At 70.9% G+C, this 22,457-nt stretch carries 20 protein-coding genes; 9 read left to right on the top strand and 11 right to left on the bottom strand.

The window, feature by feature from the left end:
• Window positions 1–37 precede the first annotated feature (37 nt).
• The 4 genes from AB0E19_RS23955 to AB0E19_RS23940 all read left to right on the top strand — a co-directional run bounded on the left by AB0E19_RS23955 (window position 38) and on the right by AB0E19_RS23940 (window position 4,068).
• On the top strand, window positions 38–1,126 hold the full coding sequence (locus AB0E19_RS23955) for an SPASM domain-containing protein (RefSeq protein ID WP_362183761.1): 1,089 nt from the start codon (window positions 38–40) through the stop codon (window positions 1,124–1,126).
• 8 nt (window positions 1,127–1,134) lie between these two features.
• Complete coding sequence (locus AB0E19_RS23950) at window positions 1,135–2,202, top strand: hypothetical protein (protein ID WP_362183758.1); 1,068 nt, start codon at window positions 1,135–1,137, stop codon at window positions 2,200–2,202.
• Between the two features lie 90 nt (window positions 2,203–2,292).
• Window positions 2,293–3,639, top strand: a complete 1,347-nt coding sequence (locus tag AB0E19_RS23945) for a hypothetical protein (RefSeq protein ID WP_362183755.1) — start codon at window positions 2,293–2,295, stop codon at window positions 3,637–3,639.
• 48 nt (window positions 3,640–3,687) lie between these two features.
• On the top strand, window positions 3,688–4,068 hold the full coding sequence (locus AB0E19_RS23940) for a phosphomannose isomerase type II C-terminal cupin domain (protein ID WP_362183752.1): 381 nt from the start codon (window positions 3,688–3,690) through the stop codon (window positions 4,066–4,068).
• On the opposite strand, the gene AB0E19_RS23935 is transcribed toward AB0E19_RS23940, so the two are convergent.
• Window positions 4,038–5,126, bottom strand: a complete 1,089-nt coding sequence (locus tag AB0E19_RS23935) for a MupA/Atu3671 family FMN-dependent luciferase-like monooxygenase (RefSeq protein ID WP_362183749.1) — start codon at window positions 5,124–5,126, stop codon at window positions 4,038–4,040. The genes AB0E19_RS23940 and AB0E19_RS23935 overlap by 31 nt on opposite strands.
• Before the next feature lie 192 nt (window positions 5,127–5,318).
• Here AB0E19_RS23935 and AB0E19_RS23930 point away from each other — a divergent pair, with 192 nt between their 5' ends.
• The 3 genes from AB0E19_RS23930 to AB0E19_RS23920 all read left to right on the top strand — a co-directional run bounded on the left by AB0E19_RS23930 (window position 5,319) and on the right by AB0E19_RS23920 (window position 8,548).
• Window positions 5,319–6,299 (top strand): aminoglycoside phosphotransferase family protein, encoded by a 981-nt coding sequence (locus AB0E19_RS23930; protein ID WP_362183746.1) that lies wholly within the window; start codon window positions 5,319–5,321, stop codon window positions 6,297–6,299.
• A 367-nt stretch (window positions 6,300–6,666) separates the two neighbouring features.
• Entirely contained in the window at window positions 6,667–7,314 is a 648-nt protein-coding gene (locus tag AB0E19_RS23925) for an HAD-IA family hydrolase (protein ID WP_362183743.1), read from the top strand.
• A 223-nt stretch (window positions 7,315–7,537) separates the two neighbouring features.
• On the top strand, window positions 7,538–8,548 hold the full coding sequence (locus AB0E19_RS23920) for a quinone oxidoreductase (protein ID WP_362183740.1): 1,011 nt from the start codon (window positions 7,538–7,540) through the stop codon (window positions 8,546–8,548).
• A 413-nt stretch (window positions 8,549–8,961) separates the two neighbouring features.
• On the opposite strand, the gene AB0E19_RS23915 is transcribed toward AB0E19_RS23920, so the two are convergent.
• Window positions 8,962–9,894 carry a LysR family transcriptional regulator gene (locus AB0E19_RS23915; protein ID WP_362183737.1) on the bottom strand — a complete coding sequence of 311 codons (933 nt, stop codon included), beginning with the start codon at window positions 9,892–9,894 and terminating at the stop codon, window positions 8,962–8,964.
• Between the two features lie 106 nt (window positions 9,895–10,000).
• Between AB0E19_RS23915 and AB0E19_RS23910 the strand changes: the two genes are divergently transcribed.
• Window positions 10,001–10,501 carry a nuclear transport factor 2 family protein gene (locus tag AB0E19_RS23910; RefSeq protein WP_362183734.1) on the top strand — a complete coding sequence of 167 codons (501 nt, stop codon included), beginning with the start codon at window positions 10,001–10,003 and terminating at the stop codon, window positions 10,499–10,501.
• Between the two features lie 43 nt (window positions 10,502–10,544).
• A complete protein-coding gene (locus tag AB0E19_RS23905) occupies window positions 10,545–11,279 on the top strand; it encodes an NAD(P)H-binding protein (RefSeq protein ID WP_362183731.1) in 735 nt (244 codons plus the stop codon).
• Between the two features lie 222 nt (window positions 11,280–11,501).
• Here the strand turns inward: AB0E19_RS23905 and AB0E19_RS23900 are convergent, their stop codons facing one another.
• The 9 genes from AB0E19_RS23900 to AB0E19_RS23860 all read right to left on the bottom strand — a co-directional run bounded on the left by AB0E19_RS23900 (window position 11,502) and on the right by AB0E19_RS23860 (window position 22,438).
• Entirely contained in the window at window positions 11,502–12,365 is an 864-nt protein-coding gene (locus AB0E19_RS23900; RefSeq protein WP_362183728.1) for a hypothetical protein, read from the bottom strand.
• Window positions 12,366–12,867: 502 nt separating this feature from the next.
• Entirely contained in the window at window positions 12,868–13,800 is a 933-nt protein-coding gene (locus tag AB0E19_RS23895) for an ROK family protein (RefSeq protein ID WP_362183725.1), read from the bottom strand.
• Window positions 13,801–13,930: 130 nt separating this feature from the next.
• Window positions 13,931–14,782, bottom strand: a complete 852-nt coding sequence (locus tag AB0E19_RS23890) for a heparin lyase I family protein (protein ID WP_362183722.1) — start codon at window positions 14,780–14,782, stop codon at window positions 13,931–13,933.
• A 2-nt stretch (window positions 14,783–14,784) separates the two neighbouring features.
• The gene (locus AB0E19_RS23885; protein WP_362183719.1) at window positions 14,785–16,806 is read right to left on the bottom strand and encodes a PQQ-binding-like beta-propeller repeat protein; all 2,022 of its coding nucleotides are present in this window, start codon (window positions 16,804–16,806) and stop codon (window positions 14,785–14,787) included.
• 124 nt (window positions 16,807–16,930) lie between these two features.
• A complete protein-coding gene (locus AB0E19_RS23880) occupies window positions 16,931–17,944 on the bottom strand; it encodes a hydroxyacid dehydrogenase (RefSeq protein ID WP_362183716.1) in 1,014 nt (337 codons plus the stop codon).
• A gap of 24 nt (window positions 17,945–17,968) precedes the next feature.
• Window positions 17,969–18,916 (bottom strand): carbohydrate ABC transporter permease, encoded by a 948-nt coding sequence (locus AB0E19_RS23875; RefSeq protein WP_362183713.1) that lies wholly within the window; start codon window positions 18,914–18,916, stop codon window positions 17,969–17,971.
• A complete protein-coding gene (locus AB0E19_RS23870) occupies window positions 18,913–19,809 on the bottom strand; it encodes a sugar ABC transporter permease (protein WP_362183710.1) in 897 nt (298 codons plus the stop codon). The genes AB0E19_RS23875 and AB0E19_RS23870 overlap by 4 nt, the downstream gene beginning before the upstream one ends.
• Before the next feature lie 101 nt (window positions 19,810–19,910).
• Window positions 19,911–21,218 (bottom strand): extracellular solute-binding protein, encoded by a 1,308-nt coding sequence (locus tag AB0E19_RS23865; protein ID WP_362183707.1) that lies wholly within the window; start codon window positions 21,216–21,218, stop codon window positions 19,911–19,913.
• A gap of 131 nt (window positions 21,219–21,349) precedes the next feature.
• Window positions 21,350–22,438: a LacI family DNA-binding transcriptional regulator gene (locus tag AB0E19_RS23860; RefSeq protein WP_362183704.1), complete on the bottom strand. Its 1,089-nt coding sequence runs from the start codon at window positions 22,436–22,438 to the stop codon at window positions 21,350–21,352.
• Window positions 22,439–22,457: the final 19 nt, after the last annotated feature.

Here is a 22,457-nt window from a genome sequence, read left to right as displayed (position 1 = left end):
CGGCCGTCCGACGACCCACCCATGGAGAGAAGAACTCATGTCCCACGCACGCGTCCGCTCCCCCAAGGACGGCCCGTCCTGGCTGGTGCTGCAGCTGCTCGAACGATGCAATCTGCGCTGCCACATGTGTTACGAGTGGGGCGAGGGAGGGTCCTTCCACGTCCTGCCGGACCTCGCCGAACTCGACGTCGACCTGGTCCTGCGCATCCTGGAGGAGTGCCGGCCCGTCCAGCCGTACGTCGAGCTGTTCGGTGGGGAGCCGCTGCTCTACAAGGACGTCTGGCGGGTCATCGACGCCATCCACGAGGGCGGGAGCCAGCTCGTCTTCCCCACCAACGGGACGACGCTGCGCAGCCACGCGGACCGCCTGGTGAGCGACCGGCACATCAGGGTGTGGGTCTCCGTGGACGGGCCGCGCGAGGTCAACGACGTGCAGCGCGGCGCCGGAGTCTTCGACAAGGCCATGGCCGGCATCGACGCGGTGGACGACCTCAAGCGCCGCCGTGGCGTGAGGTTCCCCGAGATAGGCGTCACCTACCTGGTCACGCCGGACAACGCCGCGCACATCTCGGAGTTCTTCAAGGAGATCGACCTCAGCAAGCTCGGCGCCGTGAGCCTCGAACTACAGAGCTTCGCGACGGCCGAGATGCACCGGCACTACAGCCGCGTGGCCCGCGACGACTTCGGCATTCCCGCGGTCCGGCACTCGGCCGCCTACATCCGCAGCCCCCGGTTCTTCGAGAAGATCGACGTCGAGGACCTCGTACGGCAGATGACCGAGGCGCGGGAGGCGTGCGAGCGGGCCGGGGTGAAGTTCTTCTCTCGCCCGGGGTCGGTCGAGGTCGATACCGTCGGCGCCTATCTGCGCGCCGACTGGACCGCGATGAAGGACTTCCACGAGCGCTGCGCCGTGCCGTGGCGCTACGCCGAGATCTCGGCGCGCGGCGACGTCACGACCTGCCACACGTTCTACGACATCCCGCTCGGCAACATCCACGAGGCCTCGCTGCTGGACATCTGGCAGGGAGAGCAGGCCACGAAGATCCGGCAGCATCTGCGCTCCTCGCTGTGGCCGATCTGCCCCACCTGCACGCGGTACTACTCGCTGGAAACCCACCCGGTCTGACGAGGGCAATGAACATCGCACTGACGTCCGGCGTCGCCCTGGGGACGCACATACCCGGCCTGATGCTCCACCGAGCCCTGTCGGCCAGGGCGCTGCCGAGCAGGGTGTACGTCCTGGAGACGTACTTCCCCGAGGAGATCAGGCAGCGCATCCGGACCGCGAAGGGCCGGTACAGCCGTGACTTCCGGCTGGCGAAGGCGGCCCACGCGCTGGCCGCCGACCACGTGGAGCTGATCCCGCCGGAGACGCTCGCCGCGCTCTTCGACGAGTGGGACGCGGCCGGAACGGGCTCGATCACCGTCTTCTCCGGCTTCTGGACGGGGATCGTCGCCGCCTACGCCGAGCGACGTCCGGGCGTCCGTGTCGACGTGTGCCACGTCGACGCGGTGCCCTCCCCGTCCCACCGCCACGCGAAGGAGATCACCGGCAGCACGCACACATGGCTGCTCGACCCCGTGACCAACGCGTTGAACCAGGCGATCCCGGTGACGCGGGCCGGGGCGCGGCTGCCCTGGGAGGCGCGCTCGATCGGCTTCCTCGCGCACGGCGGCGGCTGGGGCATGGGGACCCACGCGGCCGCCGCCGCGCGGCTCGTCGAGGCGGGAGAGTCGGTGAGCCTGGTCCTGCCGGAGCCGTGGAGCGATCCGCCGGCCGGGATGAGCGCGTACCACCAGGACCCCGCGTGGGTGCCCAGCCCGGGAACGGACTTTCCGCGCCTGGTCCCCGGGCCGGGCACGGCCGCTCCCTCGTTCGGCTCCCGGGAGCACTGGTCCGACGCGTTCGAACTGACCCGGCGCAGCCGCGCGGTCGTCAGCAAGCCGGGCGCGGGCACGCTCATCGACTCCCTGAGCGCCGCGACGCCCGTTCTGTTCACGGAGGCGCTGGGCGACTGGGAGCTCGCCAACGAGAGGGTCTGGTGCGCCCTCGGCTTCGGGATGCGCCTGTCGGAGTGGCTGGACGAGCGGGATCCGGCGGTGCTCCGGGCCATGCACGAGCGCCTTCGGGCGGCCGCCGACGGAGCCGCGTCCTATCCGGACGACATCGTCGCCCGGGGGTTCGGCCGTCCCGTCCGATGACGGTCCGGGCGTACGGCGGTCGTACGCGGCGACCCCACCACATCCACACGGATCCAGGTATCGATCACCCATCTCCAACGAGGGGACTTCATGGCCGTCGGCGACAGTGAATCGCTCAGCCTCTCCATCCGGGGGCCCGAGAACGGACCGATGTCCCTCACCTGGGGACAGGGGAACATGTGGGACAGCATGGCCGCACTCGGTCCGCTGTCGGACCGTCTCAACATCTCCTGGCCCATCGCCGCGTTGCGGGACGGCATCCGCGTCTCCGAGGCGCTCGGCCGTCTCCAGGGGCTGCTGTCGTCCCTCGACGTCTTCCGCGCGACCTTCGACACGGAGGACGTACGGCAGGTCTTCCGGGGCGAGGTCGGTGTGGAGGTCCGTGTGACCGAGGCTCCGGCCGAAGTGGTGCCCGTACGCCACGGATACAACACGCGGAAGGATCCGGCCTGCGCGGAGTTGGCCGGCCGGCCGTTCGGCATGGACGAGCCCCAGATCCGTCTGGGACTGCAGCATGCCGGCGGGATCGTCACGCAGATCGATGTGGCGCTGTCGCACCTCGCGTTCGACGGCAGCGCCTACCGTCCGCTGGACCGGCTGATCCGCGCGGCGGTCGAGGGGCGCGCAACCTCCTCCTCGCTCGGCATGCAGACCGCGGACCTGGTCGGCTACGAGCAGTCGGCCGACCAGGTCCGCAGAAGTGACGCCGTGATCGACGGCTGGGTGGCGTCGTCCACGAGGCTGCCGCCCGGCCGCGGCCTGATGTCGATGACGCCGGGCGCGTTCTCGGTGACGATCCTCCGGTCACGGGCCGCCGCGGTCGCCGTCGAAGCGCTCGCCCGGCGGTACGGGGTGAGCACGAGCGGCGTCGTCGTCTCCGCGCTGACGCGAACCGTCCGCCGGCACGTCGAGGCGGACCTGTCCGCGCTCCTGCTTGTCAGCAACAACCGCTCGCATCCGAAACTCACGGACTTCATCGGCCAGACGATCGGGAACGGGCTGCTCGTCCTGCCGCACGAGCAGCCCGGCGAAGGGTTCGCCGCCTACGCGAAGAACACCTACGCCCGCACGATCACCACGTACAGCCGGGCGCGATACGACTGCATCAAGTGGCGTGAGGCGCTCGCCGGTCTCACGGCCGAGGGACACGCGCCCGACTTCTCGTACTACTTCAACGACGTACGGAGCGACCGCGGCATCTGGGCGGGCCTGGAGAGCGGGCTGCCGGATCTGAAGGCCCTGCTCGAAGAGTCGTCCGTCACCACCGTCGGCCGGCGCGACATGGGCGACGCCACCCTCTTCGCCGACCTCGGCAGTGACGGCCACGAGCTGATCCTGCAATGGGTCTGCGACGACACGCGGATTCCGCCGGCGACCGCCGCCGCGGCGCTCGCCGCGCTGGAGAACCTCCTCGTCACCGAGGCCTTGGAAGGCTGAACAGGGCGTCGCCCACGCCCGGTTGAGCACGAGCTAGGAGTTGAGAGCATGCCCCACCAGACCATCGAGCCGGAGATCCACCACCGTCCGCGGCCCTACGGCGTCCAGGAGCGGCTGACGCTGAACACCGCATCGACCGTCAAGTTCATCACCATCGATCCGGGGCGGCAGGTCAGTCTGCACCGGCACGCGCGACGCGACGAGTGGTGGACCGTCCTGGACGGCCCGCTCGACGTCCAGGTCGGCGACCGCGCGTGGACGGCCGCCGCCGGCGAGCGCATCTGGATTCCGCGCGGTCTCGCTCACCGCGTCCACAACCCGGGCGACGCGCCGCGCCGGTTCCTCGAACTGTCCCTCGGCTTCTTCGACGAGGAGGACATCGAACGGCTCGGCGAGGACTACCGCCTGCTCGCCCCCGTGGACCGCTGAGCGTCCCTGCCGTCCACGACGGCACGCAGTTCGTCGAGACGCGTCAGGCCGCTCAGCGCGGCGTCGACCGGGACGCCGAAGTCGATGAGGCACGCGATCTCGTCGACGCCGGCTTCCCGAGCACGCTCCACCACGGGAAGCGCGTCGGAGACGGCGCCGAACAGGCCGTCCGAGGTGAGGTAGCGCCGGTAGGCCTCGTCCACGGCCGCCGGTGCGTACGTGGAGCGGGCCCAGGCCCGGGCCCGCTCCTCGGACGTCCGCTTCGGGGCCGCCCCGTCGCCCGGGGACGGTTCGCCCGAGCGCAGGTTCAGATCCAGCGCGGACATCAGATAGCGCCGCAGCGGTTCGCGTACGAGCCGCTCCACCGACGCGAGCTCGTCGCCGAGACAGGTGTGCAGCATGAGGACGACGTGCCCGTGACCTTCGCGCCCGGCAGCCGCGTAGGCACGCCGATACGCGGCGACGTTGACCGCCAACGACTCCATGTTCTGCGTGAGCAGGTTCGTCAGCACACCTGCGCCGACCTGCCCGGCGGTCTCGAACGTGCCCGGGTTGCCACTGCTGGTGAGCCACAGCGGGATCTCCGCCCGCACCGGCCGCGGGTAGACCCGGTACTCCGGTCCGGCATCGAAGGCCTCGCCTCGCCAGAGCCGGCGCAGGGTGTCGACGGCGGCCACGGTGCGCTCCCGTCGATCGGCGTACGCGTCCGGATCGAAGAGGAAGTCCCGCGGATTCCAGCCGGAGGCGAGCGCGACGCCGGCCCGGCCGTGCGAGAGGTTGTCCACCATGGCCCACTCCTCGGCCACCCGCACCGGATGGTGCAGCGGCAGCACCACGCTGCCCGCCCGCACCTGCACCCGTGAGGTCACGGCGGCCACCGCCGCGGCCGCCACGGACGGGTTCGGGAACAGGCCGCCGAAGCGGTGGAAGTGCCGCTCGGGCGTCCAGACGGCGGCGAGCCCGTGCTCGTCCGCGAAGCGGGCGCCCTCCATCAGCAGGCGGTAGCGATCGCCCTCGGCTTCCCCGTCGTCGGCGAAGTAGAACAGACTGAAGTCCACGGTTCTCCCCGTCAGCGCCCTGACATCGAGCCAGGGACGAACAACACAGAACACACACCTGGATGATCACCACGCTAGCAATCGACGACGCCGGCGATCCAGCAACAGCACTGCCGTACAAGGCACTTGCCTGAACGCCTCACCCCCGCTGCTACTGTCCGATCACGCTTCGGGCGGAGGATTGAAGGACCGATGGAGAGCATCACCAAGAACCGGCAGCCCGTCGAGGCGCTTCGCGCGATGGTCGCCCGCGCCTACGGGCCGCACGAGGTCTGCGACGCGGGCGAGGACTGGGTCGACGAGCTGAGCTACGGCTGGTTCAACGTGGCCTACCGGATCCGGCTGCGGTCCGGCGCACGGGTGGTCCTCAAGATCGCGCCGCCGCCGGACGTCGAGGTCATGACCTACGAGCGCGGCGCCATGGCCACGGAACTGGCGGCGCTGCGGCTGATCCGGGAACACACGAAGGTTCCCGTGCCGACAGTCGACTTCGCCGACCGGAGCCGTGAGCTGTGCGACGCCGACTACTTCTTCATGTCGTACGTCGACGCGGACAACCTCGACGTCATCAGGGAGTCCCTGACCCCGTCGCAGATCGACGCCTACGACGAGGCGCTCGGCGCGGTCACCCGCGAGCTGAACGGCATCCCGGGCACCGCCTTCGGCCCGCTGGCCGGACCGGGCGACAGCACCTGGCGCGCGGCCTTTCTGCGGATGGTCGAGGAGCTGCTGGGCGACGGCGAGCGACGCGGCGTCGACCTGCGCCACGACTACGACGCGATCCGCGCGCTCGTGACGGCACACGCCGACTCCCTGGACGGGGTGACCGAGCCCCGGTTCGTCGAGTGGGACCTGTGGCCCGGCAACTGCATGGTGCGCGACGGCCGGATCGTGGCGATCCTCGACCACGAGCGGGCGTTCTTCGGCGACCCGCTGATGGAGTTCGGCTTCACCGGCAGCGAGTCGAACGCGTACGGCGACTCCACTGCCTTCATCCGCGGCTACGGCCACCGCCCCTTCACCCGCGCGGAACGAACCCGCCGGCGGCTCTACAACCTCCACCTCGCCCTGATCCAGATCATCGAGACGGACTTCCGGGCACACCCCGACACCGAGCAATACGAATGGGCGTGCGAGCGCCTGCGGGAGACCGTGACCTTGCTCGGTGCGTAGGTGGACGGCCCGGCGGGTACGCCGAACAGGCCGTCGTACCCGCCGAATCGGCCCGCGAGGGCGGCCCCGCCCAGCGGGCGAGGTAGGCGGAGGCGCCGAGGAGCACGGAAGGTCGGCCGTAGTGGGTGGTGTCCCCGCGGTCGGTGACGGCGGTGGCCCGGAGGAGCGTGAGGTCGTCCCCTCACCCCCTCGCCCCCTCGCCCCTCGGCTACGGCCATCACCCGCGCACCACCACCGAACGAACTCGCCGAAGGCTGTACGACCTCCGCTTCGCCCACCGCACAGGACAGGGCGGCCCTGCTCGCAGTCCTCGACAGGCGAGCCGGTCCGCTTCGTTCGTCGTGCCCAGCTTCCTGGAGACCGCACCATGCTCACCGCCCGCGCCCTCCTCCTCGACATGGACGGCACCCTCGTCGACTCGAACGCCGTGGTGGAGCGCTGCTGGCGCCGCTGGGCGACCGGGCACGGACTGGACCCCGAGGAGGTGCTGAGGGTCGCGCACGGCCGCCAGGGCCACGCCGCGATGGCCGCCCTCCTGCCGGACCGCCCGATGGAGCAGAACCACGCGGAGACCCGGGTGCTGCTCGCCGAGGAGGCCGCCGACCTCGACGACGTCGTACCGGTACCCGGCGCACCCGCCTTCATGGCCGCCGTCACCGGCCTGCCGCACGCCCTGGTGACCTCCGCCGACGAGGCCCTCGCTCGGGTCCGGATGGACGCGACCGGGCTGCGGATGCCGGAGGTCCGGGTGACCGCGGAGCGGGTGGGTGCCGGCAAGCCGGACCCGGAGGGCTTCCTGAAGGGCGCAGCCGAGCTGGGCGTCGCCCCTGCGGACTGCGTGGTCCTGGAGGACTCCGAGGCCGGCATACGGGCGGGCCGCGGGGCCGGAATGCGCGTGGTGGGCGTCGGCCCGCGCGCGGCGGCTTTCTCCCCGGACGTCCACGTGGCCGACCTGACCCGGCTGCGGGTCGAGACGGCCACGGACGGCACGATCCGCCTGCACGTCACGGACTGACGCCATGGCCCGCTGCCGGAATCGGCATGGAGCCATCCTCGGCATTCTGCGCGGTATGGCGACACCGGAACGTCCCCGTACCTGAGGGTCCGCAGGCGGACCTGGAACTCGCTGCAGGCGAGGCGGGAGTCGTCGTCGACGGCGGCGTGCAGGTCGGGCTGCTTGCCGGGAATCGGATCGCCGCCAACGGGGTTGGCGGGAGACGAACCGATATTGGAGGGTCATGCGAGCGATTCAGGTGTACGAAGTGGGCGGTCCCGAGGTGCTGCGGGAAGTCAAGGTGGACCAGCCGCGGCCGGGTCCGGGCGAGGCGATCGTGGAGGTCGCCGCATCCGGGGTCAACTTCCTCGACGTCTACCACCGCGAAGGCCGGTACAGCCTCCCGCTGCCCTTCACCCCGGGCGCCGAGGGCGCCGGGACGGTCGTCGAAGTCGGACCCGGCGTCGCTGACGTGGCAGTCGGGGACCGGGTCGGTTGGGTGGAGATTCCGGGCACGTACGCCGAGCGGGCCGTCGTGGACTCCTCCCGGCTGGTGCCGCTGCCCGACGATGTCGACTTCGAGACAGCCGCCGCCGTGCTCCTCCAAGGCATGACCGCGCACTATCTCGTCAAGGACGCCTACCCGGTCCAGGGGGGCGACACGGTGCTCGTGCATGCGGCTGCCGGTGGCATGGGGCTGCTTCTGACCCAGCTCATCACCCATCTCGGCGGCAGGGTGATCGGCACGACGTCGACCGCGGCGAAGGCCGAGCTGGCGAAGCGTGCCGGGGCCGCCGAGGTGATCCTCTCCTCCGCGGTCGACGATCTCGCAGCCGAGGTGAGGCGGCTCAACGGCGGTCAGGGACTGCCGGTTGTCTTCGACGGCGTCGGCGCGCACACCTTCGACGCGAGCCTCGCCAGCCTGCGAACCCGCGGCCATCTCGTGCTCTTCGGCGCGGCAAGCGGTGCCGTGCCGCCGTTCGATCCGATTCGGCTCGCCCACGGCGGTTCGCTGACGCTGATCCGGCCCAGCCTCGGGGACTTCATCGCCGATCGGTCCGAACTGCTCCGACGGGCCGCCGACGTGTTCGAGTGGGTGCGCTCCGGGGCGCTTCAGATCACCGTAACGGGCCGCTACGCGTTGTCCGAGGCCGTCCAGGCCCACAGCGATCTGGAGGCCCGGCGTACCACCGGCAAGCTGCTCGTCATACCCGGAGCGGCCGCTACTGGACGCCGCGAGGAGACGCAGAGCTGATCACGGGTGACGAGGTCGGGGATCCGGGAGACCGAGATGTCGAGCGCATGGCCGACGTCATCGCCAGGATCCCCGACAGCGTCAGGCACTCGGCAGGCCGAGATCAAGTTCTGGCGGGGCTTCTTCGCCCTCCGGGGCAATGCTCAGCGAAGAGCCCCCGTGCCCCCCAACCCAGCCCGTTGAGGCCGCCTGTGAAGGAAGCGAGGGGCGACCTGTGACCGCCGCTGGTGAACTGGCAGGTCAGCGGAGTGTCCAGAGGTCGGCGTGTGCTCGGCGGCGTGGTTTCGCAGAACCTGCGCCGGAGCCCGCAAGCAGGACTGTGGATGCTCACCGCTTCGGGAGGCGCTGCGAGAAGCGAATGAATCGAGCTACGCTCCCCGGGGCTCGTGGCCGAGGAAGGGCGCCGAGCGTGCTCAGCGGGCCGCTGCACGGCCCTCGAGCACAGCGAGCGCAGCCTCGCTGAAGGCACGGACTCGGGCGGTGGCGCCGTCGGTGGGCCATACGAGGCCCCACTCGACCGGCGTGGTCGCTTCCAGGCCCACGTAGGTGACATCGGGACGGGCGTAGTACCTCCTGACGTGGGCTCCCACGACGAAGACGCCCTTCCCGGCCCCGACGAGGGTGAGGGCCTCGTTGAACGTCGCAGCCACCGGGCCCAGGGGCACCGGCTTGCCGGTGGGTGTGCGGCGCGGTGCCAGGTCCTCGCGCAGGGAGTCCGGAAGCGTCTCGGGGACCTGCAGAACCGTCACCCGGGCCAGGTCCTCCGCGGACACCGTCCCTCGGCGCGCGAAGGGGTGTCCGGCGGGCACCGCGAGCATCCGAGCCTCGCGGACCAGCACGGGCCCCATGGTGACCTCCGCCACCCGCATCGGATGGAAGGTCAGGGCGATGTCCGCCTCACCGGTACGCAACCACGGCAGGACGTCGGACAGTTGGGCCTCCCGGATCTGCACGTCGCAGTCCGGGTGAAGGGCACGGAACTCCTCTGTCGCGCCGACCAGCAGCTGGCCCGCGGCGGCTCCGGTGAAGGCTACGCGCAGCAGCCCGGTCAGGCCCCGTCCGGCCTCGACCGCCCGCTCCACCGCAGCGGTGATCCGGGTCCAGGCCGGCCGCAGCTCTTCGTACAGGTCACGCCCCACCGGCGCCAGCTCCACCCGGCGGCTGGTGCGGTGGAACAGCGGGACACCGACGCGGCGCTCCAGCTTGGCGATCGTCTGGCTGACCCGGGCCGTGGAGAGGTGCAGCCGCTCGGCGGCGCGTCCGAAGTGCAATTCCTCGGCGAGCGTGAGGAACGCCTCGACCTCGTACCGCTCCAGCATCCCGCCACCCAGTCCCGTTCCGTCCATCGTTAACCGTGACTTCACGATCGTTGCACACACGGGCGTTGATGCTCCAGGCCACCGAGAGCAGGATCGACGTCGGAACACCACCTGACCTGCCAAGGAGCCCATCATGTACGTCACTTCCCACCGCGCCCTCGCCGCCCGCGACAGCGTCGCCGTCGTCGCGGAGCTTCGGGACCGCACCGAGATCATCGACGCGCTCTACCGCTTCGGCCTCGGCCAGGACCTCAAGGACGCCGAACTGTTCGCCTCGTCCTTCGCCGCCGACGCGGAGCTGGACTTCCGCCCGGCCGCCGCGAAGTGGGGCGCCCAGCCGCCGCTGATGGTCGGGCGCGACACCATCGTCGGCACCATCCTGGGCATGTTCACCGGCCGGGTGGAGACAACCCACCAGGTCACGAACACACGCGTCAGCATCGACGGCGACACCGCCCGCCTCACCGCCCTCGTGGAGGCTCAGCACCTGCTCGCCGGCGACCCCGCCACCCACGCACTGCTGAAGAACCCCTACGACGTCGACCTGGTGCGGGACGGCGACCGCTGGGTCATCAGCCGCATGCGCATCGACAACGCCTGGTTCACCGGCGACCCCACCGCGATCTTCGGCTGACCCCTCCGCCCCCTCAAGGAACCGCCCGAAAGAGACAGACGACATGAAATTCGCCGTGCTCGGAGGAACCGGCCTCATCGGCTCCAAGATCGTCAAAGCACTCACGGCCGCCGGTCACGAGGCGCTCCCGCACGCCCGCTCCACCGGCGTGGACCTCCTCACCGGCGCGGGCCTGGCCCCGGCCCTCGCGGGAGCCGACGCCGTCGTCGACGCCACGCAGTCACCGACCGCCGACGACGCCTCCGCCGACTTCTTCCGCGTGGCAACCGGCAACCTCCTCACCGCGGCCGAACACGCCGGTGTCCGCCACGCCGTCCTCGTGTCCATCGTCGGCGTCGACCAGGTGCCCGACCTGGGCTACTACCGGGCCAAGGTGGTACAGGAGGAGCTGTACAAGACCGGACCGGTGCCGTTCTCCATCGTCCGCACAACCCAGTTCTTCGAATACCTCGCCGAGATAATCTCCTGGACCGGCGACCAGAACGCCGTCCGCCTGCCCCCGACCCTGCTGCAGCCGGTCGCCGCCGACGACGCCGCCCGCACGATCGCCGACATCGCCGCGGGTACCCCGCTGCACACCATCCGCAACGTGGCCGGCCCGGACGTCATCGCCCTGGACGACATCGGCCGCCTCAGCCTCGCGGCCCGCGGCGACAACCGCGCCCTCAGCACCGACCCCACAGCGGGCCCCTTCGCCGTGGCCCCCGACCACACCCTCACGGGTCAGGACGGCGCGCTCATCTGCCCCACCCGCTACGGCGACTGGCTCACCACCTGACCGACGCCGACCCCGGAACCCCGAACGGCCACCTCCCGCTCGCCGCGGCCCGGCGAGCGGGAGGCCCCCTGCCGGCACCGACCGGCGCCGTCCAGCGGTCATGGGTCGGCGCACGAGCTGCCCCCGTACATCGCCTCTCGGACCCGGTCGTCCAGCCGGGGTGGCTGCGCCGGCCGCCGACTACCAAGCCCCCCGAACCGGACCCGGCCCCGGAGGGACCGGTCATACGCAGGTCAATTTCGGTCCTGGCAGCATGCCGCCGGTGTACAGGGTCTGGCCGTCGGGCATCCAGTACCCGAGCTTCGACACCACGGTGGAGCACTCGGGCCCCAGGGAGACGCGGACCGTCACCTTCTCGGGACGGCCGGGCTGGAGCCTCGTGAGGGCGCAGTCGAGCGCGTGCGGGAGGCGGGTCGTCTGCGGGCGGTGGCCGACGAGTGGGTTGACGCAGCGGGGGTCGGTGGTGGAGATGCGTGTGCCGGATGCCTCTTCGCCGATCAGGCCGAACCGGGCGCTGCCGTCGCCGTCCTCGCTGTCGCGGCGGATGGTGTAGGTGAGCGTGGTCGTGGTGGCTCGGCCCAGGGTCGTACGGTTCACGGTGATGGCGTGGGTGGGTTCCGCCCGGGGGGCCGTCATGGTCAGGGAGGCCTGGACGGTGCCTTGGAGGTCGACGCCAGCGGGTTGCGACCGGACGTGGACGGAGGCTGTGAGGTCGTAGGTGCCGGGGCCGGGGTATTCGACCGGACCGGGGAGGGTTCCGGTGAGCGTGTTCCCGGCGTGGCGGGCCGTCCAGGTGCCGGTGGTGCGGCACCCGTACGTCGTGCCCGAGCCGGCGCGTCCGCAGGAGGCCGGGGCCGAGAGGGTGAGCCGCAGGCCGCCGCTGTCCGCGCACAGACCGATCTGGGCGTACTCTCCGTCCGCGCCGCGCAGGGTCCCGGCGGGCGCGCAGAGCGTGGCGGGCTCCCCTGCCGCCGAGGCCGGCAGCGCGGCGGGGGGCCGCCCCCACGCGGGGGCGACCAGCGCGAGGAGCGGCAGCGCCATCACCCCGGTGAATGCCTTCAGGACGGTGGTGGGACGGATCGGCACCGTGCCCCTCCCCAACGGTTCAGACCGGTCCTGTTCCAGTCTTCCTTCTCCGAGGATGAGGCGAGGCCGCGCCCGACCGTCGGAGCCCTCGCCGGATGTCCCCCAAGGGCACCAACCGTCAGCCGTCTCCCCGAAGTCCGTCAGTAGCCCCGAACGCCCTGGTCCCACGGTGCGATTGGGTACGTGGTGCACTCCTGCACAACGACCGCTGACGGCGCCGGCCGGTCGAGAAGGAGACCACCCCACGGGCCCGTAGCCAGTCCCAGCCCGCCCGAGTCATTCCCTGCGCCGGCCACTCAGACGAGCGATCCTCACCACACCCACCGACAGCGACGCCAACGGAGGTCCCCCCTCGTACCCAGGGAGCAGTACGCGACGACCTGGAGCCGGCCGTACACCGAGGCGCCCTGACCGATCGTCCAGAAGGCGCTGGGGAGCCCCGTCGTCCATGTGCCATGCCCCTCTGGCGCCGCCTACGGCTCCGGACCTCGGGCCACCGCTGTCAGGCGGGCGCCGCCGCGGCGAGCAGATCCCGCGCGAGCAGTCCCGCACCCTGGCATCCGGCGGCGTCCCCCAGGGTCGCCGGCACGATCGCGGGCGACTTCTGGAACGTGACGCGTTCCGCCACCGCCGCGCGCAGGGGGACGAGCAAGGTGTCGCCGGCCTCGCCGAGGCCGCCGCCGATGATCAGGGTGCCGGGATCCAGGACCGTCACCGCCGTGAGCAGGCCGTCGGCGAGGGCGTCGACCGCCGTCCGCCACACCGCGGACGCGGCCTCGTCTCCCGCGTCGACGGCCCGGGCGCAGTCGGCGGCGTCGGCGGCGGGATCGCCGCTCACCCGGGCCCAGGCGCGGCCGACCGCGGCGGCGGAGGCCAGTGCCTCCAGGCAGCCGCGTCCGCCACACCCGCACACGGGGCCGCCGGGGCGGACGACGATGTGGCCGATCTCGCCGGCGCAGCCGCCGGAGCCCGCCTCCATCCCGCCGTCGATGCCGAGGGCACCGGCGATGCCGGTGCCCAGCGACACGAACAGGAACCGTCCTCTTCCCCGGCCCGCGCCCAGACGGCCCTCGGCGAGGCCACCGGTACGGACGTCGTGCCCGACCGCGACAGGCGTCCCTCCGAGCCTGCGGCTCAGCGACTCCCCCAGCGGGACGTCGCACCAGCCGAGGTTGGCGGCGTGGACGGCGACTCCTCGCTGCGCGTCGACGATGCCGGGTACGGCGACCCCCACGGCCTCTGCCTCCGTGCCGAAGCGCACCCGGCCACGGGCACGCAGGTCCTCCGCGAGGCCGATGACCGCCTCCACGACGGCTTCGGGCCCGCGTTCGCGACCTGTCGCCCGCCGCTCCTCGTACAGCAGCGTCCCGTCGAGCCCGAACAGGGCCGCCTTCATTCCGGTGCCGCCCACGTCAAGGGCGATGACATGCCTCACGGACACACCTTCTCTGGTGACTTCCAGCGGGGCCGGCCCACTGGGTGGTGCTTGTCGACACCGCCTCGTGCCGCGGGGGTGCGGGACGGGAGGGTGCTCCGGGCGGAGGACCCTCCCGTCCCTCCGGCTCTCATCCCTGGGTGAGGTCCAGGACGCGGATGTCGTCGTGGTGGACGATCCTCGTCGGCACGTCCCCCTTCTCGAGTGACTGACCGGGACGGTAGAGGCCCCACTTGAGGTAGCCGAACTCCGCCGGGTTCACGGGGTGGAAGGTGCGGACGTCCTCGTAGGTCCTGCGCAGCGTGTACTGCGTTTCGCCCGGCATCCGGGTCGAGACCTTGTAGTAGCCGGTGCTGTCGTCGGTCCAGCTGACGTCCACGCGGAAGTGCATCCACGCACCGATGTGCGGGCGGAAGTCGTCGACGACGTCGGCCTGCAGCCCGAGGATCGGCGAGCGGAAGGCGATGCTGTTCCGCTTGGTCATGAGGTAGAAGGACGGCTGGTTTCCGCCCGCGTGCTTCCCCTGGAAAATGATGTCGCCCGCTTCCGAGTCGCCGGCCGCGAAGGGCTTCCAGTCCTTCAGCAGCACGCTGAACTCGTACCGTTGTTCGTCGCCGACGACGAACTTCCCCTCGTGGACGTCGTTCGTGGCGCTTTCGCTGCGGGGGGCTCCGTCGGAGACGTACGCGGGATCGCCCAGGGTCACCTTGTGCGCGACGGCGTGGTCCGTACCGGACGGGACGACGTAGGAGGCGTCGTCGGCCGTCGCGTGCGTCGTGGTCAGGTCCGGGATGCCGGAGTTCAGCCGGCCGTCCTTGTAGTCGATGGTCAGCAGGGCCGAGGGGCCGCTGTCGTCTGCGCACGAGCCCGCCACGGCGCCGTTCTCGCCGCTCTGGCCCGCCTGCGCGGTGGTCAGGCCCGCCACGGTGAGCGTTCCCGCGATCGCCGCGGCCATGAGGGAGCGCCTCGTCGACTTCTGCATGATCAGATCACCGGCCTGTCTTCGATGCGGACGAGGTTGTGGCCGCGCATCGTGTACAGCCGACCGCGGTTGTCGGCGTTGACGTGCGGGCCGCTGTACCAGGCGCCGTTGATCTCGGCCACCACGGTGCTGACGGCGAAGGTCCTGGGGTCGAAGCGGAAGAGGGTGGTGTCGGAGACGCCGTAGACGACGCCCCGGCTGGTGACCATGGCCGCGAAGCCGGGACAGAGGGCGCGGTGGTCGGCGGTGTGCACCACCCGGCGGATCGTGAGGTCGACGACGAAGAAGCCGCCCTTGCGCGTCAGTCCGTACAGGTGCCGGCCGTGCACCGCCAGCGCGGCCGTGCCGGTGGTCAGGGAGGCGGGAAGATCGAGGCGCCACAGCTCGCGACCGGCGACCGGATCGAAGGCGACGAGGGTGCCGCGCGGGCCCTTGGCGGTGGGATTGTCACCCCCGAGGTACGCGACGCCGTCCCGGGTGGCGACGGCACGCACCAGCTGGGTCCCGTCGACCGGGTTGATGTAGGCGGCCTTCTTGCCGGTCTTCGGGGAGTAGGTCCACAGGGAGCCGCCTCCCTCGGTGTCGGACTGCACGCCGGCCAGCAGGAGGTCGTTGACCGGGTCGTGGCAGACGTCGAGCGGACGGTTCTGTTCGCTCGGGAAGGCCGCGAGCTGACGTGGCTGTTCGTCGGCCGTGGGGTCGTAGGTCCACATGCCCTGCGAGCTGTACTGACCGGTGTACAGGACCCCGTCCAGCACCTGGGCGTCCTTCGCCTCGCCGGGTGCGCGGAGGTTGACCACCGTGCCCGTACGCAGGTCGTGGCGGGCTATGCCGTTGTTGCCGCCGACGTAGGCGTACCGGTGGTCGGCGGCGATGCCCATCGTGGTCTGCGGGGTGACGGGCGCGCCCGCCCGGCCGAGGTCGGTCACGACGGCCCGGCCGGTGGCGAGGTCGATCTCGCCGACGAAGCCGTATCCCGAGACGACGGTCAGGGCGCCCCCGACGACGTCGAGGCCCCAGATCTCGCCGAGGTCGCCGTCGAACGCGACCGGGCTGATGACCTTGGTGGCCGACGCGTAGGAGTGCAGACCCGCGTCGGTGGCGAAGTAGACCGTGCCGGCGTCCGCCGTCAGGTTCTTGACGACCTTGCCGGTGGTCGGCGTCAGGCTGTACGAGGAGAGGTCGGCGAGGTCCATCACGGCCAGCTTGGCGGGCTCGGTCGATCCGGAGGTACTGACCACGAGGCGGTCTCCGACGACGAAGAGGTCGCGCAGGCTTGGATCCTTCTCCATCTCCGGCGGCGTGACGTTGCGATACGTGCCGGCTGCCCGGTCGTAGGCGTACAGCGAGGCCTTGCTCGCTCCGTCACCGCCGGCCAGGACGCTGCCGGCGCCGAAGAAGACGGTCGTGTCGGTGGCTGCGACGGCTCTGGCCAGGGTGGCCCCCGGGTCGGGGATGCCGAGCGTGGTCACCTTGCCGGTGCCGGGGTCGTACATCCACAGCGCGGGCGCCTTGCCGGGGATGCCGCCCACCGCGTAGACGGTGCCGTCCGGGGCGACGGCGAGGTCCCGGATGTCCCTGTCCTCGGTCCGGCCGATGCCCACGGCGGGCTCGTCCGGAGTGGTCAGGTCCCAGCGGAAGAGGTTCGGCTTCCCTTCGTCGCCCTTGGTGAGGATGCCCGCGTAGAGGTACCTGCCGGTGGGGTCGGCGGCGAGTGCCTGGATCGAGTGGCCCACGCCGAGGACGGTCTGCGCCACCACCTTGCGGGTGGGCAGGTGGAAGGCGAGCACGCGGGTGGGTTCGAGGTTGCGCGAGCCGATGTAGACGGTGTCACCGACCTGGAGCGCGCTCATGAGGGCGAACTGCTGGATGCCGGGGCCGAGGTCGGTGATCCGGATGCAGGAGGGGCCGCTGGACGTGGCCTGCGCCTGCGCCGTGAGCAGCGGGGCCGCGGCGGCGGTGAGTCCGAGTGCGCCGCCTGCCATGAGCAGCTGACGTCTGCCCACCGGTCGGGAGTGCTGCATGGGGGAACTCCTTTGTTCGTCGTGCGGGGACACGGGGCGGGGAGGAGCGGATGCCGTGGCGGGGATGGCACGGCTGGTGCCGGCCGGTTCCTGGATCGGCGTCGTCCGTGGACCGGCCGGGCTGTCAGGCCGACGTCGCGAGGGCGGCGTGGTGCACAGCGTGGGCGAACGGTTCTCCGGAGCAGTAGCGCTCGATCTCGTCGAGGGCGCCGGCGCCGAGCCGGTGGAGTTCGCCGCCGAGCGAGCCGGCGATGTGGGGCGTGAGGAGGACGTTGGGCAGGGAGTAGAGCGGTGAGGTGGTGGGGAGCACCTCGGGGTCGGTGACGTCGATGACGGCGTGGATGCGGCCGCTGGTGGCTTCGGTGGTGAGGGCGTCGGTGTCGACGAGGGAGCCGCGGGCCGTGTTGATCAGGGTGGTGCCGTCGCGCATCAGCGCGAGCCTGCGCGTGTCCATCAGGTGACGGGTCTCGGGCAGCTCGGGGGCGTGCAGGGAGACGATGTCCGAGCGGCGGACCAGTTCGTCGAGTTCCACCCGCCGGACTCCCATCGCCGCCGCCCGCAGTGTGCTGACGTACGGGTCGGCGAGGAGGATGTCGAGGTCGTACGGCCGCAGCAGTTCGATCACCTTGCGCCCGACGAGCGAGGCTCCGACCACTCCCACGGTGCGGCGGTAGTTGCCGAAGCCGGGGAAGTGCCGGGACCAGTCGAGGGGCGAGCGGTGATCTCGGTAGAGACCGCCGATCTCCAGGACCCGCTTGTTGGCGAAGAGGATCGCGGCGACGGTGTACTCGGCGACCGGGACGGCGTTGGCCGCGGCGGCCGAGGAGACCTGGAGGCCGCGGTCCCAGCAGGCCTGGGTGACGTGGTGCTTGACGCTGCCCGCCGCGTGCACGATCGCCTTCAGCGCCGGCGCCCGTGCGAGGACCTCCTCGTCGAGGACGGGACAGCCCCAGGAGGTAATCAGGATCTCCACGTGCTCCAGGGCGGGTTCCTCGGTGAGGTCCTCGGCGACGTGGTCCGGGTCCATGTCGACGTACGTGGTCAGGCGCTTGACCGCTGAGGGCGGGAACAGCGTGTCCCGGTGGCGGCGGCCCATGGCGAACAGGGCGCGGGGGCGGGTGGTGGGGGTCGAGGGCATGGCTGGATTCCTCACGGTGGCGTCCTACTTGACGGCGCCGGCGGTCATGCCGGACTTCCAGAACCGCTGCAGCATCAGGAAGACGGCGATCAGCGGGGCCACGGCCACGAGCGAGCCGACGACGGCCAGCAGGTAGTCCTCGGGGTGCCCCTGGGTCAGCGCGGAGGAGTACCACACGTACAGGCCGAGGTTGACCGGGTAGAGGTCCTGGTCGGAGAGCATCACCAGGGGGAGGAAGAAGCTGTTCCAGATCTGGGTGAACTGGAAGAGGAAGATGGTGACGAAACCGGGCGCGATCATCGGGAAGGCGATGCGGCAGAAGGTCCGGAACTCGCCGGCCCCGTCCATCCGCGCCGCCTCCAGGACTTCGTCCGGCACGTAGGAGGCACTGAAGACCCGCGCCAGGTACACGCCGAAGGGGAAGACGAGGCCGGGGATGAAGACGCCCCAGAAGGTGTTCACGAGTCCGGCCTTGGCGGCGAGGAGGTACAGCGGGATCGCCATGGCCGTCCCGGGCACCATCACGCCGAGCAGTACGAGCGAGAACAGGCGTTCCTTGCCGCGGAAGGCAAGCTTGTCGAACGCGTAACCGGCGGCGACGCTGAACACCGCTGCGAGGAGGGCACCCACACCGGCGTACAGCACCGTGTTGATCAGCCAGCGCAGGTAGACGCCGTCGTCGGCCCGGAACAGGTGCCCGAGGTTGTCGGCGAGGTGGATCTCCTCGCCGAGCGCGAATCCGTTCGTGCCGAACAGGTCCTCGCGGCTCTTGGTGGAGGACAGCAGCAGCCAGGTCAGTGGCAGCAGCGTGTAGAGGGTGGCGAGGCCCAGCATCGCCGTGACCCCGGCTTTGGACAGCAGGATGGACGGTGACTTCCCGGGGCCCTTGTGTCCACGAGGTGCCGGCCTGCGGCCGGAGGGCGGCGTGACGGGGGTGGGGGTCGGAGCGTCGAGCGTGGAGGTCTCGGTCATGACGTGCTCCCCCGGCGCGAGAGGCGGGTGACGACGAACGACAGTACGGCGGCGAACAGGGCGATCAGCAGGGATGCCGCCGCGGCCAGGCCGAAGTCGTTGTTCTGGAAGGCGGCGGTCTGGACGTACATGTTGGGGGTCCAGCTGCTGCCGATCGCGCTGGAGGCGTTGTAGATGACCTTCGGCTCGGTGAACAGCTGGATCGATCCGATGACGGTGAACAGGACAGCGAGGGCCACCGCGGGGTAGATCATCGGGATCTTGACGGACAGGGCCGTCCGTACGGCGCCGGCCCCGTCGACCTTCGCCGCGTCCAGGGTCTCGCGGGGCACGGCCTGCAGGGCTGCGTAGAAGATGACCATGTTGTAGCCCGTCCACTCCCAGACGGCGATGTTGGCCGCGGAGAAGACGGCGTTGTCGACCGAGAGGAAGTTGATGTCGATGCCGCCGGATTCCAGGAGGTCGATCACCGGGCTGAGACCGGGGGTGTAGAGGTACACCCAGATCAGCGCGGCGATCAGCCCCGGTACCGCGTGCGGCAGGAACAGCGCCAACTGGAAGAAGTTCCGTGCCTTGGCCAGGCCCGAGTCGAGCAGCAGGGCCAGGACCAGTGCTCCCCCGATCATCACGGGGATGTAGATCGCGCAGTACGCGGCGATCACGAGGAATCCGTCGCGGAACGCCTCGTCGGACAGGGCGCGGGCGTAGTTGCCGAGTCCCGAGAAGACGCTTTCGGTGCCGCCGAACCCGAGGCCGGAGGTGCGGGTGGTGAAGAGGCTCAGCCAGGCCGCGTACAGCAGCGGGGCGAGGGTGACGGCCGCGAAGAGGCCGAAGAACGGTGTGAGGAGCAGTACGGCGGTCCGGCGCTGTCCTCGGGCGGATGGGCTTGCCATGCCGGCCTTCCTTGGGTGGGGCGGGGAGAGCAGGGGCTGAGGGGTCCGGGCCGGCCCCGCCGCTCGGGCGGGGCCGGTCTCCCGGACGCGGTTGCGGTCTCCTACGGGGCGGTGACGGTCAGGCCGCGCTGCTTCATCTGCGTGAGGGTGATCCGCTCGGCGGTGGAGAGGGCGTCGGGCAGGTTCACCGATCCGTCGGCGACCTTCGGAAGCTGGTCCACGAGGGCGGTGTTGGTGGCGCCCATGACCGGTCCCCACGTCCAGCGGGGCGGGATGGCGTCGTAGGACCGGGCCATGAGGGCGTAGATGTCCTGCCCGCCGTAGTAGTCCGTCTTGAAGGCGGCCTTCGTGACGGGCACGAGGCCCGGGTCGGCGGGGAACATGCTGCTGGTTCCGGAGGACACCCAGGCCTTCATGCCCTCGGGGTCGGTGGTGATCCACTTGATGAACTCGGCGGCCGCACCGCTGTTGTCGGACCCCTTCGGGATCACGAAGGACGAACCGCCGTACATGCCCGAGGCCGGCTTTCCGTCCCAGGTGGGAACGGGGGCCACGGCCCACTTGCCCTTCTGGTCGGGGACGGTGGCCTGGTGGGCTCCGGCGCACCAGCTGGCGCAGACGTACGCGACGGTCCGGCTCTTCTGGACGCTGGTCCAGAACGGGTCCAGCTGGCTCAGCGAGCGCACGAGGTCCTTGCGGGCGAGGTCGCCCCAGAAGGAGCCGACCTTCTTCGACGGGCCGTCGTCGACCGTGACCTTCCAGGAGTCCTTCCCGGTCGAGAACCACTGCCCGCCGGCCTGCCAGGAGAGCGCCTCGAGGACCCCGGGGTTGTCGGTGTAGAGGACGCCGCCGCGGGCGGCGGGGTCGGCCTTCTTCACCTGCTCGGTCATGGTCCGGTACGCGTCCCACGTCGTGGGGACCTCGATCTTGTGCCGGGTGAAGAAGTCCTTGCGGTACATCAGCATGAGGGGTGCCGCGTCACGCGGAACGCCCCAGGTCCTGCCGCCGAGGTCGACCAGCTGCCGCGTCGCCTCGGGGAACCGCTCCTTCACCAGCGGGCCGAGCGTGCCGCTCAGGTCCTCGACCTTTCCCTGGGCTGCGAACTCGGGCAGGTGCGGGTACTCGACCACCGCGACGTCCGGTGCGGTGCCGGCCTTCACGGCGTTGGTGAGCTTGGAGTAGTACTCCTGGCCCGACGGGACGGTCTCGAAGGTCACTTTGATGTCCGGGTGGCTGCGGTTGAAAGCCGCAGCCACCTTGTCGGACCCCTTCACGAAGGACCAGAAGGTGACCTCTCCGGTCTTCTTCGCCGTGGGGGAAGCCCCCTGGCCCGTCTCTCCGCAGGCGGTGACGAACAAGGCGAGAGCCGTGACGGAGCCGGCCAGGAGGGCCGTGGTTCTGCGAAACATGATGTGCACCGATCGTTCGCGGGGGCGTTGACCGGAATCATTCGACAGGAAGCACGCCTCGTCAATGCTTTCGCTTCATATGAAAGAAAACGAAAGTAAGCGATGCCATCTGGCGGCCCTCCACCTCGCCCTTACGCAGGCCCGCCGGACGCGGGAAGAGCACCGCTGGAATCTCGCACGCGCAGCTCCGGGCGGAGCAGCAGCTCCGCCATGGGCGCGGCCGGATCGGCGATCCGGCGCCTCAACAGGTCGACCGCCCACGCCCCCACCGCCCTCTTGGGCGGCGCTACGGCGGTGAGGGGCACATCGCTCAGCTCGGCGACCTCGTCGTCGTAGGTCACCATGGCCAGATCCTCCGGAACGCGCAGGCCACGCGCCTGCAGGAAGCCGACCAGGGCAACGGCGTCGAGATCGTTGTGAACGAGGGCGGCCTGGACCTCGCCCGCCTCGACCGCTCGCGCGAACTCCTCGAACCACTCGGCCGGCGCCGCTCCGTCGGCCGGTTCGATCCCGTACTCCGGGCCCGTCGGCAGCCCTAGCGCCTGACAGGCAGCCACGTAACCCTCGCGGATCAAAGGCGTGTTGGGGCTCTCCACCCGCGCGACCAACGCGATCCGCCCATGCCCCCGCTCGGCGAGGTGTCGCACCGCCAGGCCCGCGCCGTAGGCGTGGTCGGACGCGACTTGCTCCAGTCGCCCGACCGACCCGCCGGCCCTGCGGTCCAGGAGGACGACCGGTACGTCCAGGCCGGCCAGCCACTTCTCCGCCAGATCCACGGGTTCCAGCCCCGCGCGCGGCATCAACAGCAGACCGTCGACGTCCGCCGCGATCAACCGCCGCACCTGCTCCTGGTTGTCCGCCGGCGTCTCGCCCGAAACCGCGAGCACGATGCGCACCCCCTGCGCACGTGCCGCGTCCTGCACTCCTCGGATGATCTCCGGGTAGTAGTAGCTTCCGGGCGGGACGATCAGCCCGAAGACGTTCCCCTGCCCCCTCGCCGGCCGAGGGGCGGCTCCTGCCGCATCGGCCGCCTGCGCCACGCTCGGCGCCATGGCGCCTCCGTGCACCCGCACCACCAGCCCCCGGCCCGCCAGCTCCCGGACGTCCTGGCGCACGGTGACCGCGGAGACACCCATCTCCTCCGCCACGTCCTTCACCTTGACCGCTCCCCGGCGCTCGATCAGGCGCAGGAGGACCTCACGCCTCTCTTCAGCCAGCACGTCACGTGCCCCCTCTCTC

This window comes from Streptomyces sp. NPDC047974 (assembly GCF_040653375.1).
Lineage (GTDB): Bacteria > Actinomycetota > Actinomycetes > Streptomycetales > Streptomycetaceae > Streptomyces.
Note: the sequence above shows the minus strand (reverse complement) of the source record. Positions and strands in the feature narration are given on the sequence as shown.